This is a genomic window from Nonomuraea sp. NPDC026600 (assembly GCF_040638335.1).
In the GTDB taxonomy this organism is placed as follows: Bacteria; Actinomycetota; Actinomycetes; order Streptosporangiales; family Streptosporangiaceae; genus Nonomuraea.
The window spans coordinates 329,864-343,228 of the sequence record NZ_JBEZYD010000010.1; the positions used below are offsets into that span (position 1 = coordinate 329,864).

16 protein-coding genes are annotated in these 13,365 nt (G+C 67.2%); 6 read left to right on the forward strand and 10 right to left on the reverse strand.

The window, feature by feature from the left end:
* Nucleotides 1-112: 112 nt before the first annotated feature.
* The 3 genes from AB0F17_RS25250 to AB0F17_RS25260 form a co-directional block, all read right to left on the reverse strand.
* Nucleotides 113-2,335, reverse strand: a complete 2,223-nt coding sequence (locus tag AB0F17_RS25250; RefSeq protein ID WP_358027011.1) for an MMPL family transporter — start codon at nt 2,333-2,335, stop codon at nt 113-115.
* A 124-nt stretch (nt 2,336-2,459) separates the two neighbouring features.
* Nucleotides 2,460-2,729 carry a hypothetical protein gene (locus AB0F17_RS25255; RefSeq protein WP_358027014.1) on the reverse strand — a complete coding sequence of 90 codons (270 nt, stop codon included), beginning with the start codon at nt 2,727-2,729 and terminating at the stop codon, nt 2,460-2,462.
* A complete protein-coding gene (locus AB0F17_RS25260) occupies nt 2,726-3,055 on the reverse strand; it encodes an ArsR family transcriptional regulator (protein ID WP_358027016.1) in 330 nt (109 codons plus the stop codon). The genes AB0F17_RS25255 and AB0F17_RS25260 overlap by 4 nt, the downstream gene beginning before the upstream one ends.
* Nucleotides 3,056-3,482: 427 nt before the next feature.
* Between AB0F17_RS25260 and AB0F17_RS25265 the strand changes: the two genes are divergently transcribed.
* Nucleotides 3,483-4,322 (forward strand): PhzF family phenazine biosynthesis isomerase, encoded by an 840-nt coding sequence (locus tag AB0F17_RS25265; RefSeq protein WP_358027019.1) that lies wholly within the window; start codon nt 3,483-3,485, stop codon nt 4,320-4,322.
* Nucleotides 4,323-4,429: 107 nt separating this feature from the next.
* Here the strand turns inward: AB0F17_RS25265 and AB0F17_RS25270 are convergent, their stop codons facing one another.
* Nucleotides 4,430-4,933, reverse strand: a complete 504-nt coding sequence (locus AB0F17_RS25270; RefSeq protein WP_358027022.1) for a hypothetical protein — start codon at nt 4,931-4,933, stop codon at nt 4,430-4,432.
* Between the two features lie 26 nt (nt 4,934-4,959).
* Between AB0F17_RS25270 and AB0F17_RS25275 the strand changes: the two genes are divergently transcribed.
* From AB0F17_RS25275 to AB0F17_RS25285, 3 genes are all read left to right on the forward strand, one after another.
* Nucleotides 4,960-5,292, forward strand: coding sequence for a nuclear transport factor 2 family protein (locus AB0F17_RS25275; RefSeq protein ID WP_358027079.1), 333 nt, complete (start codon nt 4,960-4,962; stop codon nt 5,290-5,292).
* 233 nt (nt 5,293-5,525) lie between these two features.
* Complete coding sequence (locus AB0F17_RS25280) at nt 5,526-6,491, forward strand: NAD(P)/FAD-dependent oxidoreductase (protein WP_358027024.1); 966 nt, start codon at nt 5,526-5,528, stop codon at nt 6,489-6,491.
* Nucleotides 6,492-6,589: 98 nt separating this feature from the next.
* Nucleotides 6,590-7,444: a TIGR02452 family protein gene (locus tag AB0F17_RS25285; protein ID WP_358027027.1), complete on the forward strand. Its 855-nt coding sequence runs from the start codon at nt 6,590-6,592 to the stop codon at nt 7,442-7,444.
* A 171-nt stretch (nt 7,445-7,615) separates the two neighbouring features.
* Here AB0F17_RS25285 and AB0F17_RS25290 read toward each other — a convergent pair whose 3' ends face one another.
* The gene (locus tag AB0F17_RS25290; RefSeq protein ID WP_358027030.1) at nt 7,616-8,281 is read right to left on the reverse strand and encodes a DUF4097 family beta strand repeat-containing protein; all 666 of its coding nucleotides are present in this window, start codon (nt 8,279-8,281) and stop codon (nt 7,616-7,618) included.
* 340 nt (nt 8,282-8,621) lie between these two features.
* Between AB0F17_RS25290 and AB0F17_RS25295 the strand changes: the two genes are divergently transcribed.
* Together AB0F17_RS25295 and AB0F17_RS25300 are read left to right on the forward strand one after the other, a co-directional pair.
* The gene (locus AB0F17_RS25295; RefSeq protein ID WP_358027033.1) at nt 8,622-9,218 is read left to right on the forward strand and encodes an RNA polymerase sigma factor; all 597 of its coding nucleotides are present in this window, start codon (nt 8,622-8,624) and stop codon (nt 9,216-9,218) included.
* A complete protein-coding gene (locus AB0F17_RS25300; protein WP_358027035.1) occupies nt 9,215-10,174 on the forward strand; it encodes a CU044_5270 family protein in 960 nt (319 codons plus the stop codon). Before AB0F17_RS25295 ends, AB0F17_RS25300 begins: the two co-directional genes overlap by 4 nt.
* Nucleotides 10,175-10,286: 112 nt before the next feature.
* On the opposite strand, the gene AB0F17_RS25305 is transcribed toward AB0F17_RS25300, so the two are convergent.
* The 5 genes from AB0F17_RS25305 to AB0F17_RS25325 form a co-directional block, all read right to left on the reverse strand.
* Nucleotides 10,287-10,415, reverse strand: a complete 129-nt coding sequence (locus AB0F17_RS25305; RefSeq protein ID WP_358027038.1) for a hypothetical protein — start codon at nt 10,413-10,415, stop codon at nt 10,287-10,289.
* Between the two features lie 37 nt (nt 10,416-10,452).
* Nucleotides 10,453-11,589 carry an ATP-grasp peptide maturase system methyltransferase gene (gene tgmC, locus AB0F17_RS25310; protein WP_358027041.1) on the reverse strand — a complete coding sequence of 379 codons (1,137 nt, stop codon included), beginning with the start codon at nt 11,587-11,589 and terminating at the stop codon, nt 10,453-10,455.
* Nucleotides 11,586-12,539, reverse strand: coding sequence for an ATP-grasp ribosomal peptide maturase (gene tgmB, locus AB0F17_RS25315; protein ID WP_358027044.1), 954 nt, complete (start codon nt 12,537-12,539; stop codon nt 11,586-11,588). The genes tgmC and tgmB overlap by 4 nt, the downstream gene beginning before the upstream one ends.
* Nucleotides 12,540-12,559: 20 nt before the next feature.
* Nucleotides 12,560-12,802 (reverse strand): putative ATP-grasp-modified RiPP, encoded by a 243-nt coding sequence (tgmA, locus tag AB0F17_RS25320; RefSeq protein ID WP_358027047.1) that lies wholly within the window; start codon nt 12,800-12,802, stop codon nt 12,560-12,562.
* Between the two features lie 156 nt (nt 12,803-12,958).
* Complete coding sequence (locus AB0F17_RS25325; protein ID WP_358027050.1) at nt 12,959-13,177, reverse strand: DUF397 domain-containing protein; 219 nt, start codon at nt 13,175-13,177, stop codon at nt 12,959-12,961.
* Nucleotides 13,178-13,365 lie beyond the last annotated feature (188 nt).

Below are 13,365 nucleotides of genomic sequence, written 5' to 3' on the forward strand. Positions count from 1 at the left end.
AAGGCCGTACCGGGCGTTCGTGTGAGATCAGGGTGGCTGCCTGGATCAATACATTCGCTATGCGCCGACGATGCGCCGGGTGCTGTGGCCGGGTCCACACCGGCGCGGCCTGCTACGGCAGCGGCGTCGCGGCTTGTCGCCTCCAGGTTCGCTCCCCCAGCAGCGCCATGGCGGCCGGCAGCAGCACGCCGCGGACCACGGTCGCGTCGATGAGGATGGCGACCGCCATACCGAGTCCCAGCATCTTGTACTCGATGGCGGACAGCGTCACGAAGACCGTGAAGACGCCGATCATGATGAACGCCGCGCCGCTGACCACCCCGGCGCTGGCCGCGATGCCGCCGACGATCGCCTCGCGGGCGGAGGCCCCGCCGAGCCGCCGTTCCTTGATGCGGCTGAGGATGAAGATGTGGTAGTCCATGCTCAGCCCGAACAGGATGACGAACATGAACAGCGGCAGCCAGCTCACCACCCCGCCATAGGAGCCGAACCCCAGCACCGACTCCAGATTGCCGTCCTGGAAGACCCAGACCAACACCCCGCACGCGGCGCCGATGGACAACAGGTTGAGCAGGATCGACATGAGCGGGATCGCCCACGACCGGAACGTCACGGCGAGCAGCACGAACGCCAGGGCGAGGATGAAAACGACCACGATCGGGGTCTGGTCGTTCACCTGCTGGGCGAAATCGTGGGCTATGGCGGTCTTGCCGGTCACCGCGTAGGAGACGCCGGCCACCTTCCCGAACGTCGCGGGCAGGGCCTGCTCGCGCAGCATGGCCAGTGCCCGATCGGCCACCGGGTCGGTGACGGCCCCGGCCAGCGGCACTCGTACCATCATCGCGTGGCCGACCGGGACGGCGGTGATCGGTTCGAGCAGCAGGCCGCCGCCGGCGGCTGCCTGCCGGTGCAGCCCTTCGATCGCGGCACGCACCTGCCGGGTGTCGGCCGGGCCGCCGTCCTCGCGTACGAGAACCACCCGGGCAGCCGTCGCCGCGCCGGGAAATTCGCGCTGCATCGCGGTCGCGGCGTCCACCGCCGGGGAGAGGCCGGGCGGCAGGCTGGCGGTCACGGCCGCGTCCTGGAGCCGGATGCCGAGTACGGGCAGTGCCAGCACCAGCAGCACCAGCCCCGCGGCGGCCCCGCTCAGCACCGGCCTGGCGACCACGGCCCGGGCCACCCGCCCCCAGACGCGGGACTCGGCGGCCGCGATCCTGCGCCGGCCCAGCCAGGGGATTCGGGCCCAGTCCACCCGGCGCCCCAGAACGGCCAGCAGCGCGGGCAGCACCGTCAATGAGCCGAGCACTGCCAGGCCGACGACCAGGACCGTGCCGGCGGTCAGGCCCTTGAAGACGTCCACGCCGGTGAACAGCAGCCCGACCAGGCAGAGCATCACGGTCAATCCGGAGGCCACGATCGCGTGCCCCGACGTCTCGGCGGTACGCCGCAGCGCCTCGCGCACGTCATGACCCGCAGCGCGTTCCTCCCGGACCCGGCGCAGATAGAACAGCGAGTAGTCGATGCCGACGGCCATGCCGATCAGCAGCACGATGGCCGAGGCGGCACTGTTGAACGGCACCCACTGCCCGATGAACCCCAGCAGTCCGAACGTGGCCGCCACGACGGTCGCCGACAGCAGCAGCGGGATCCCGGCGGCGATCAGCGAGCCGAACACGGCCAGCAGGATCAAGACGGTCAGTGGCAGGGACGTCGTCTCGGCGCGCCCCAGGTCGTTCTTGATGCCCTCGTCGACCGCGCCGGACAGGCTGCGGTCGCCCGCCAGGCTGAGGCGCACCCCAGGATGGCGCCGCTGAGCCTGCTCCACGGCTGTGGCGGCGGTGGCGTAGTTGTCGGCGCGCCGTTCGTCCGGACCGGCCACCTCGAAGGTGACCAGCCCGGAACGACCGTCACGCGACACCCAGCGCTCACCCTGAGCCGCCAGCGGCGAGCCGATGTCCCGAACCGCCTCCGGTGTCCGGCCCAGCAGGGCCACCAGGTCTTTCACGGCGGCGCGCAGCTCCGGGTCGTCGGAGAAGCGTCCGGTGCCGTCATGCGGCTGGATCAGCACGTTCTCCCGTACGGAGTTGTCGCCGCGCTGGGCGTTCACCATCTGCTGGGCGCGGCCCGCCTCGCCGGCGTCGACGGCGCGCGCTTTGTCACCCGAGACCAGCGCGCTGGACAGCACGGCGGCCAGGACCAGCGCGAGCCAGCCGGCGATGGCCAGGGTGCGGTGCCGGACGGACCACCCCGCGACGGCCGTGATCACACCGGTCCTGGCCGTCCCGGGGCCGGGCGGCGGGCTGACGCGAGGGGCCGATTTGCTTTCGGGCAGCATGAACTGCTCTCCTCGTTGTTGGTGGAGTGTTCCTGTAGAGCTCGCCTGTCGGCGAGGTGGTTCGTCTCCCCGCTCCCGGGCCGTCGAGTTGCAGCTCGGCGGCCCGGAACCATGTCTTGGGGGACTACTCGACGTCCTTGAGCACCAGTTCGATGGCGTCGGTACGGTCACGCAGCGCCGAGAGCCGGTCATTGATCTCGGTGAGCTGCTGCCCGATGTGCTGCTGGGACGCGGCGGCGGTCTCGGCGATCTTCTTGTACTCCGCCTCGCGTGCCAGTTGGGCCTTGGCCCGCCAGGAGATGGCGAACTGCCAGATGACCGTGACAATGACGGCGGTGATCAGGACGAACATGCCGATGGTGCCGATGACCTCCTGCCACTCGTGCTCGTTCATCGCTCCGAGCCCTTGTCGGTGGTCAGCGTCCGCACGGCGTCCAGGATGCGCTCCGGCGTCAGGTGGACCGAGAACCTGCGTAGCTCGTAGTACTTCATTGCCTTTCCTTCTTCCGACAGCTCCAGCTGCGAGGAAACCAGACCGGCGGCCTCCAGCTTCTTCAGGTGGACCTGGAGCAGCGCCCTGCTGATGCCGAGCTCACGCGCCAGTCGGCTGACGTAATTCCGGCCGCCGGCGAGGGCCGCGATGACGCGCAGCCGGTGCGGGCTGGACAAGGTGGCCAGCACCCGCACCAGATCGTCGCCCGTCGGCGCGGGATCACTCACCTCAACCTCCAGCACATGCCAACGAACATTAGCAGGTGCCTAGAAATGATTGACGGCTATGCGACCCGCCAATGATCGGCCAGGAAACCCCTTCCGGGCGCGTCACCCCACTGAGCGAGATGCCGTCCCGACTAGAACAGGACCCTCATCACGTAATACGGGGGTTCCGATGCTGACACGTCAGACGAGAGTGCGGCGGTCCCGGATCTGGGCACTGGCGGCCGGGGTTGCCGTCACAGCAGGCCATCGGCACCTGTTTGACCAAACTTTGGGACCATCCGGGAACCGCGAACCACAGCTGCACCGGCACCCCCGGTCGCGGCCCGCAGGAGGTGAACCTCACCAGCAGCAGCTGGTGAGCACGGCAGGCGGCAATCGCCGCAGCCTCGCGGCGTCTGTTCAGACTGGCATGCGTCATGATGACCGCATGAACGAGGTCCTCAGGTATGCCGCTTTCACCACCACTCCCGCTGGCGGCAACCCCGCCGGAGTGGTCTTGGATGCCCGGGAGCTGTCAGACGCGGAGATGCTCGCCATCGCCGCCGAACTCGGCTACTCCGAGACGGCCTTCCTGCACCCCACGGACGAGCGCCAGTACCGGATCCAGTACTTCAGCCCCCTGGCCGAGGTCGCCTTCTGCGGCCACGCGACGATCGCGGCCTCGGTCGCGCTCGGCGAGCGGATCGGCCCCGGAACCGTGCACCTCTCCACCCAGGCGGGCCCGGTCCCGGTGGACATCGCCACAGATGCTGCCGGTGGGATCACCGCCACCCTGACCAGCCCGCCGACCTCCACCCGTCCAGCCTCCGAAGAGGAGGTACGGCCCGTGCTGGCCGCACTGGGCTGGTCGGCCGACGACGTGGACCCCGCCTACCCGGCGCACGTCGCCAACGCCGGCAACGACCACCTCGTTCTGGCCTCGGCCGGCCGGGGTCGCCTGGCCGATCTCGACTACGACTTCGAGGCCTTGGGCAAGATCATGGCTGACCTGGGCTGGACCACCGTCCACCTCTTCTGGCCCGAATCCCCCACCGTCTACCACGCCCGCGACCCGTTCCCGCCTGGCGGCGTCGTCGAGGACCCGGCCACCGGCGCCGCGGCCGCCGCCTTCACCGGCTACCTGCGTACGCTGGGGCGCCTGGAAGACGGCACGGTTCTCACCATTCACCAGGGCGTCGACATGGGGCGGCCCAGCCTCCTGACATGTAGCACCATTCCCGGCGACTCTCGCGTCAAGGTCTCTGGCACCGCGGTGCCCATGCAGTAGCTACCGAGGCCGGACAGGCACCGCATGCCGGTCCCGGGCGGCAGGCGGCGACCATGTCGCCCGCCGCCGTCGGGCTCGCGGCAGGAGAGCTGGGAGCAGGAGAGCGCTCAGCCTCGCTGGCCGGGACGGTCGACGATCATCGACGACAGCAGGGCCGTGCTCCAGACCGCCCCCTTGCGGGCGACGGGTTGGCTCCTGCCGGGCGGCACGTCATCACGCAGCCAGACCATCCGGCTACCCAGGTAGCGGTAGGTAGCCGGATCCAAGATCTCGTATTTGCGGTAGGCCCGCGCATCGCCGGCTCGCTCCAGCCAGACGCCCAGGCCGCTGCGGCCGGCGGCGTCACTCACGCCCTGCTCGATCCGGACGCCGGGAATGAGCGCCAAAGCGCGATACATGGCCGCCTCCAGCTTCGGTGGCATCGTGCCGTACCTGCTCAGGTAGAGCATGATCACGTTGTAGGCGCGAACATCGGCGGGTACGACGCTCTTGGGAACGCCCTCCTCGCGTGCCCCCTCGATCCAGTGGCGATCGCCTGTGACCTTGGCCAGCAGCTTCCTCGGGTCGGTCGGCAGCTCGCGGAGCTTGGCGTCGTACTGCTGCGGCGTCAAGCGACCTGGAAAGAACGCTGCGGGAGATCGAGCAGCACTGGCTGGACGCCGACGTTACGGCCGACGGAAGGTTCTTGCTGGACCACTGCGCCGAGGACTTCGTGCACATGGGGGACGAGGGTTTCAGCTCCAGGCAGGAGCTTCTTGAGATCTACGCCCAGGAGACCGGCCAGCCGGAACGCCGCAGCCAGGCACACGATGTCGTCGTCAGGCGACTCGGCGACGCGGCAGCCGTGATCGCCTACAAGGTGATGAGCACCATGGGCGACGAAACGCAGTCATGGTACGCGTCGACGGCCTATCACCGGACCCCCGACGGCTGGCGCGCCGTCCTGCGCCACGAGACATGGAGCTGCTAGTCCTGTTTTCGTACATGACCGAGCTTCATGCGGGGGCGGCCTCCCCAGCGGCCGATTTCAGCCTCCTACCGCGAGCTCGGGGGCGACCGGCGAGCCACCCACGAAGCTCCACGCCCCTGGCCCCCCAGCGTCTCATCTACCGAAAGGCTGTGGCGGCAAGGTACGCCCACGCGGCAGCATTGTCCATAATGCAAGAATCGCGTATCACCATACGAGATGAATGGGTGGCCGCCATGGATCAGCCGAACACGCCGGACGCCGATGTGGTCGTGATCGGCGGCAGCCACGCAGGGCTTCAGGCCGCACTCACACTCGGCCGGGCATGCCGCCGAGTGATCGTGATTGATGACGGTCGCCCCCGGAACGCTCCCGCCGCGCACGTGCACAACTTCCTCGGACAGCACGGCCCCACCCCGGCCGCCTTGCTGGCTACCGGCCGAGCGGCCCTCGGCGACTACGACGTGGCTCTCGAACACGATCGCGTGGTCCGGATCGAGCACGCGCCAGTGGGTGGCCGTCTCCACGTGACCAGCCAGGATGGGCGGATCTGGCAGACCCGCGCGGTCGTTCTCGCCACCGGGCTCATCGATGAACTCCCGGACGTTCCAGGTGTTCCCGAGTTGTGGGGGCGGGATGTTGTCGCATGCCCGCACTGCCATGGTTGGGAAGTCCGCGGAGAACCTCTCGCGCAGCTGAGCCTTCGCGGCATGCCTCAGCGCGGAGTCGATCGGGCACTGCTGCTCAGCCGGTGGAGCCGTGATGTCGTACTGCTGACAGACGGCGACGAGCTCGATGCCGCCCAGCGTGAGCGGCTCCATGCCGCCGGGGTCGCGGTCCAGACACAGCGTGTCCGCCGCCTCATGTCCTATGACGGGCGCCTGCACAGCATTGAGTTCGCCGATGGCGCCCCTCTCCCCATGCGCGCCGTCTTCGTCGTCACTCGTCAACGCCAGCAAACAGACCTCGCCCAGCAGCTCGGCTGCCGCCACACAGACACGGGAACGGCAGCCGGGGCGGTCGAGACGGACTCGGCGGGCCGCACCAGTGTCCCTGGCGTCTGGGCGACCGGCACTACGACCGTCCCCGCCCTGCTGGCGATCGGCGCGGCAGGCCATGCCAGCACCGTCGCGGTCGCGATCCACAACGACCTACTGGAACAGGACATCGCAACAGCCACCGCCGAGTCCCGCTCGGCGTGACCACCACACATCGCTCCTCGGTATCGATCCCTTCGGCGTTCGTAGGCGGGCGGAAACTGTTCGCCCGGTGAGACGGTCAAGGCCTAGCATGCGGACGCGTGAGCAGAAGATTGCGTGGGATCGCGGCCGTCAACGCCCAGATCATCGCCGATGGCGAGTACACGACCGATGACGGCACCATCGTCGTCGTGGGCCCGGCACTGGAGGCAGCGGTCTCCGGCACTGTGAGCCATCCACCGGACGGGCTCGTCGATGTGCCCCACACGGCGACCGGTCACCGGACGTCTTTCGAGGTGACGGCTGAGGGCAGCCTTCAGGCCGCGCGACGACTGCACCTTGCCGGGGCCGAACAAATCACCGTTTTGAACTTCGCCTCGGCCCGCAACCCCGGAGGCGGCTACCTCGGCGGCGCCAAAGCACAGGAAGAGGATCTCTGCCGCAACGCTCTGTTGTATCCCTGCCTCCTTCAGGCGCCCGACTACTACGCGTCCCACCGCGACTCCCCTGACCTGCTCTACAGCCACCGCGTCATCTGGTCCCCCGACGTTCCCGTGCACCGCGACGACGACGGCCGATTGCTGACCGAGCCGTATCCGGTCTCGTTCCTGACCTGCCCCGCTCCCAACGCCGGACAACTGCTGCGCCGTGAGCCGAGCGCGCGGAACCGAATCCAGCGTGTGCTCTACGAGCGTGCGGAACGAGTACTGGCCGTGGCCGCTCACCACGGCGCGCGCCAACTGGTCCTCGGCGCCTGGGGGTGCGGGGTGTTCCGCAACGACCCGCGCCAGGTCGCCGCGGCATTTCACCACCATCTCCTCGCAGACGGCGCATTCTCGACGGTGTTCGAACGGGTTGTCTTCGCGGTCTGGGACCGCTCACCCGATTCCGCCAACAGAGCTGCGTTCGCCGAACGTTTCACCACCGCAGAGAAACCGGACTCCGAAAGGCCGTGAGGGCTGCCGGGCTCTGAGCTCAGAATTCGTCGTAGCCGGAGACCTGGCCGATCGGGAAGATGTGCCGGTTGGCGGCGCAGTGTTCGATCTTGTAAGGCCCGCCCCAGCGCGGCGCTCATGGGCTCCATGAGCGCCGCACGAAGGTCGGGGATGAACTCTGGAGTCTGCGGGTCACAAGCTGCGGGCGGTGATGTCGCCGTTGGAGGTGGTGGCGTGGATGTCGAGTTCGGTGGTGCCGTCGTTCTTGAGAGCGTTGGTGATGCGGCCGTGGCTGGTGCCGGCGTCCAGGGCGGCCGAGACACCGGCGGCGGCGGCGATCGAGATGTCGCCGGACTGGGTGCGCAGCACGACCGTACCGCCCGCGGCCTCGGCGATCCGGATGTCGCCCCGTGCGGTGCTGATCTCCGCGGGGCCGCCCAGCCGGCCGACCTCGACGTCACCGTCGACCGCGGTGAGGCGGACACTCGCCGCCTCGTCGATCTTGATCTGGCTGTACGCGCCGTCGAAGACGACATCGCCAAGGCGGCCAACCGCCCGGAGTTCGGTGCTGGCCGCCTTGGCCTCGACCCGGGAACCGGCGGGCAGCTGGATCGTCACCTCGATGGATCCAGACGGGCCGAAGTACTGGTTCTTCGCCTCGGCACTCACGATCCGCAGGACCCCGTCGGCGTATCCGACCGTGGTCTGCTCCGCCGCCTTCACATCCCGGCTCTTCGACGCGTTCACCGGCACGACCTCGACGGCGGTGTCGGCCCGGTCGGCGGCGATGAACCGGACGCGTCCCGCGGGGATGTCCAGGACGGCGGAGATCGGGGCGGGGGTGTCGAACGTCTGCATCATGTGCTCCTTGTGCTGCGTTGTTTCGCTCTTGCGAGCTCGGCGTGGCCCAGTTCGCAACCCCGAGGCCGCAATCGCTGAACCGTTCATGGCTCAACCATCGCCAACCGCTCTGACACCGCGCCGTTGCCGCCCTGACACCGCCACTGATGCGACACCACATGGTCGACGGCGAGCGCGAAGGTTGATCAGCAGTCTCCAGCACGAAGTCCTCCCGCGCCTGGCCGCGGCGGCGGATCCTGGCGCGCGCTCTTGGCCTTCACCCGAGCCTGCCGGGCGGTCGGCAGCGTTCCGTGAACTCGTTTCCTGACTCGGGTGAAAGACGGGCGACACTACTTCCTTGGGAAGACCCAACCGCATGCCGCTCAGTACGACCCTGTCTGACGCCGCCCTGATCGAACGGTCGTGGCGAGATCCCGAGGATTTCGCCTTGCTGTTCGACAGGCACGCGGGACACATCCACCGTTATGTGGCCCGCAGGCTCGGCGACGACACGGCCGACGACGTCGTCTCCGAGACGTTCCTCGCCGCGTTCAGGCAGCGCCGCGACTACAACACCGCCCGTCCGGAGGCCCTCCCCTGGTTGTACGGCATCGCGACCAACTTCATCCGCCGGCATCAGCGCGCCGAGATACACCGCTACAAGGCGTACTCGAAAATGGGCGGGCTTCCCGACGCCGACAACGCCGTGGAACAAGCTCTTGAGCGGGCGAGCGCGCATGCCGTACGCCGCCCTCTCACCCAGGCGCTCGCCTCACTGAAGGCCCGCGACCGCGACGTCCTCTTACTCGTGGCCTGGGCCGACCTCACCTACGAGGAGGTCGCCAACGCCCTGTCCATCCCGATCGGAACAGTCCGTTCCCGCCTCAACCGCGCGCGGGCCATCGTCCGCAACGTCCTCGGCAGCACCGACCCCACGACGGAGCAGACCTCATGAACGAACTGAGCGACCTGACCGAACTGCGCGACCTGTTCGCCGACAAGCCGCACCCCACGGCGGACCGCCTCGCCCCCGCCCGTACCGCCCTCCTGGCCGAAGCCCGCACGAAGCGGCGACCCCGGGCCCGAGCGGCCGGCCTTCGGCGTCTGATGCTGGCAGGCGGCCTGGTCGCGGCGATGACCGCAGGAGTGATTACCGTCCAGACGTTCAACCCCTCCGCGCCCGCGAGCGCCGCCGAGGTCCTGAGGCTGGCGGCCGAGGCCGCGACCGCCACCCCGTGGCCGGAACCCCGCGACGACCAGTACCTCCACTACGAGCGGTTCGCGGAGACGCGCAGCGAAAACGGGGTTCCCAACGTCGGTCCGCGCCACATCACGGGCGAGGTCTGGGAGTCCGTCGACGGCTCCCGCCCAGGACTCCTCTGGCACAAGCCGTCGAAATCCAGGCCGCAAGGCCACGAGTACAAGGAACTCCTGACCCGGTGCCCCGAACGTGGCGCTGGGCGCCCCGCCTACGCCGACCTCCGAGAATGGCCGACCGACCAGGAGCAACTCCGACACAAGCTGGCCGAACGCGGTAACGAAATGGTCCCCGGCAAGGACACAGTGACCCAGACCTGGAACGGCGCCCTCAACATCCTCGGCAGCCCGGTCCCGCCCAAGCAGCAGGCAGCCATCTTCAAGATCGCCGCGACCCTGCCGGGCATCGAGACGGAAGAGCTCAAGGACGCCACCGGCAAATCGGGCATCGCAGTGACCCGGGTGGACAACCGAGGCCCCGGGGGCGCCGTCTCCCGCGAATCCCTCATCTTCGACAAGACCTCCTACGTCCTCCTGGGCGGCCAGGAACTCGCGCTGGGGTACGGGCGTGAACTCTGGTCCATCACCCGTCCGCAGATCACCGACGTACTCCCGGCCTGGTCCAAGTCCTTGAAGCGGAGAGGCTGCGTCTGAGCCTGCGCTCACCGGACGACACGCGGGCCGCATCGGCCTGCGTTCGCCGACCGTTTCAGCACCGTGGAGGAACCGGACTCCGAAAGGCCGTGAGGGCTGCCGGGCTCTGAGCTCAGAATTCGTCGTAGCCGGAGACCTGGCGGATTGGGAAGATGTGCCGGTTGGCGGCGCAGATCGTCTCCAGGACGTGGACGGGCGTGTCCTCGGTGGAGTGGCTCGCCCGCAGCACCTGAACGATCACTCGGGGGTATAGGTTTTCGACTTCGAGCGTCGACTTGCTAGGCCGGCAGACTCCAGTCCGGCCCCGCGGGGTCACCGAGCCACACCCGCTGGCCCTCACGAGTGACCGTGAGCCCGAAGCCAGACTTATGCGGGCTGCCCGCTTCCTGCCACGTTTTGATGGCCTTCTCGACCGCGTCCCACAGTTTGAGCGGTCCGTGCTGGCGCACAGTCCATCCGCGTGCGGGATCCGGTTGAGCTTCGGCCCGCGAACCGGTGCCGGCGTCGACGAGGAACGTGGCGCCATCGCCCCATGCAATTTGCGCTTGCGGAATGGCCAGTTGGGCGACCCATAGAGCTGTTCTGTCCTGGAGGACCGACGGATCGACTCTGGACTCGCGGGCAATCCCCAAACCCCTCACCAATGGCGGGCGCGGCGGGGGCAGGTGTGATCGGGCGGTCATGAAGGAGAGGTCATCTTCGAGGAAACGGCCGCTCGCCGTGCCGCCGTCGTCGTCGTCCACGGTGAGATGTGCGAACGCGGTCTCGCCCATCCATCCTGACAACGGAGCGGTGATGGTCCCCCCGCCACGAATCTGTTGTGGCCAGTCCCAGGGGATCGTGCGGACAGAGCAGGTCGCGATGAGCCGATCGTATTTGGCGTTCTCCGCGTGCCCGCGCAGCCCGTCGCCCTCCACCAGCGTGGGAGCGTAGCCTGCACGCATGATCGCGTCACGGGCGCGGGCGGCAACCAGCGGGTCGTACTCGATCGAAAAGACGGCGGCGTTTCCAAGTCGCTGACACATCAGCGCGGTTGAGTAGCCCGTGCCTGTTCCGATCTCCAGGACCTTGTCGCCCTCCTCGATCTCGGCGGCCTCAAGCATCCGTACGACCAGGCTGGGAAGCGTGGATGATGACGACGGGTATCCAGATACGGGCCGTGTCGAGTCTTCAGCCAGGAGCCCCTCTACCTGAGTCGGCCATGTCTCGTTGGCGTATGCCAGGGCGAGCCATGCGCCCTCGGGCGTGTCGGCGCGGCGGACGGGCGTCCACCAGCCGAATCGGTTCTTGTCGGGGCGATAAACAGCTTCTCCCAGGAACCGTTCGCGGGGCACCGTCTCTAGTGCCTTTCGCCAACCGGCGGACCCTATTTTGTCCGCCAGTTCGAGGCGGAGCGTTGCGGCCGGGTCGCTCATGGCCACCATCCTTCAAGTAGTACGTCAGCGAAGGCTTGCGCTATCGTGCCGAAATCTGGAAGCCATGCCCATTGGCCATTTGGATTGCACTCCAAGAATGTCCAGGTTTCGCCAAATTCGCCGTCTTCGAGGGCAAAGTCAAAACAGCCGAACACAAGGCCAAAATGTCCAAGGTAGGCGCATAGAGCCTTCCTTATCATTTCGGGCACGTCAATGTAGCCATAGACCAGGTCGTCCCAGCCTCCCTCCCTCCAATCGACGGCATCGCCCGGGTGCGTAATCCTAGTGGCGAATACCTGGCGACCGACTACGGTCACCCTGGCATCGCTCGACTTTCGGATCCTCTCCTGAAACATGTGCGCCGTCATGGATACCGAATGGTCCAACTCATCAGGATTTACGTGCTGTGTCCATATCGCGCCCACGCGGCCGTCTGGGGCGACCGGGACCGATCGAAATGACTTGTAGATGATGTGCACATGCTTGAGGGCGAATTCTCGAGCAGCGTCCAGATCGTTCGTTACGAGCGTATTGGGAATGCGCATACCGAGGCGGGCTGCCACCTGCAACTGAGCAATCTTGAAATCTGCTCTTTCGGTCGCCCCGGGATGGTTGGCGTAGCGACTGTTCGGTAGGTTACTCAACATGCCGCCCAGCCCGTGACGGGCCTCGTTGATCGCGAACAACCGGGCCTGTTCGTCGGCGGCGTCGCTGCGCAAAGGGCTCGGCCGACGGTAATAGACCGCCCCTATCTCTTCCAGGGGTGCGTTGCGGCTTGGCGTCACCAGTTGGCCACTCCACCAGTCGTGGCCGTCCCCGATGCGGGCGCTGAATGTCAACCCTGCCCCGATGTCGGCAGGATCAACGCGGGCCACGTGCGCCCCACGCTCCTGCAAGGCTCGAATGACCGTGTTGGCCGTCTCGTCCGCTGGAGACGTGACGACCAACACGGTACGCGGGCTACGCGACATCAGTCGTCAGAATCGTCTGAAACCAGCGGGCCGCCCGTGCCGTCGTTCCCCTGGTTCTTTGGCGACTTGGTCACCGTGCCCCTCTGCATGTCCACGATCTCGCCTCTGGCGTCGTAGAAGTGGGTGAGCTGGGTTGCGGCGTCGAATTCGACGGTGGCGTACTCCGGTGGTCCCACCGGGGAAGGCTTGGCTATCCGGCTCAAACCCCACGGGCGTACGGGCTGATCTTGCGTCAAGGTCATTCGAGCCTCCGCGTAGGGGACTGTTCTCCACTTGAGGCTAGATGCCTAATTCAAGTTAGGCCAGATGTGGCGATTGTTTGTGGTACAACCAACAAGACAAACCGGAATGTAGAGATAGCAAAGCCCCCGATGTAATATCGGGGGCTTTGCGTGACGTTAGAAGTCGAATTCGCCCTTTCGGACGCCGTCTTTGAAAGCTTCCCACACGGGGGCGGTGACGACGTACGGGGCCTGGTCGGGAGCCTCAGTGTCACGGATACCGACACGCCCGCCGGACAACGGGGCAACCTCCAGACAGTTGCCGTTGTTTGAGCCCGAAGCCTTGGCCTTGCGCCATGCCGCGCTGGCCAGCTCCTCGGACAGCTCCTCATTCATGCTCATACCTCCCTAGCATCTCGCGTAGCACGTTCTTGGTGACATGCAAGGGGTGTGCCCATGCACGGATCGTTTCGTACCTCAGGCTAATAGCAGGGCGATTTCAAAGTAGCCCGTCTGGGGGGATTGTCGCTTGGCGTCCGGATCGATCGTTGTTGCGCAGCGTGACGCCGAAACGAGGATGACCT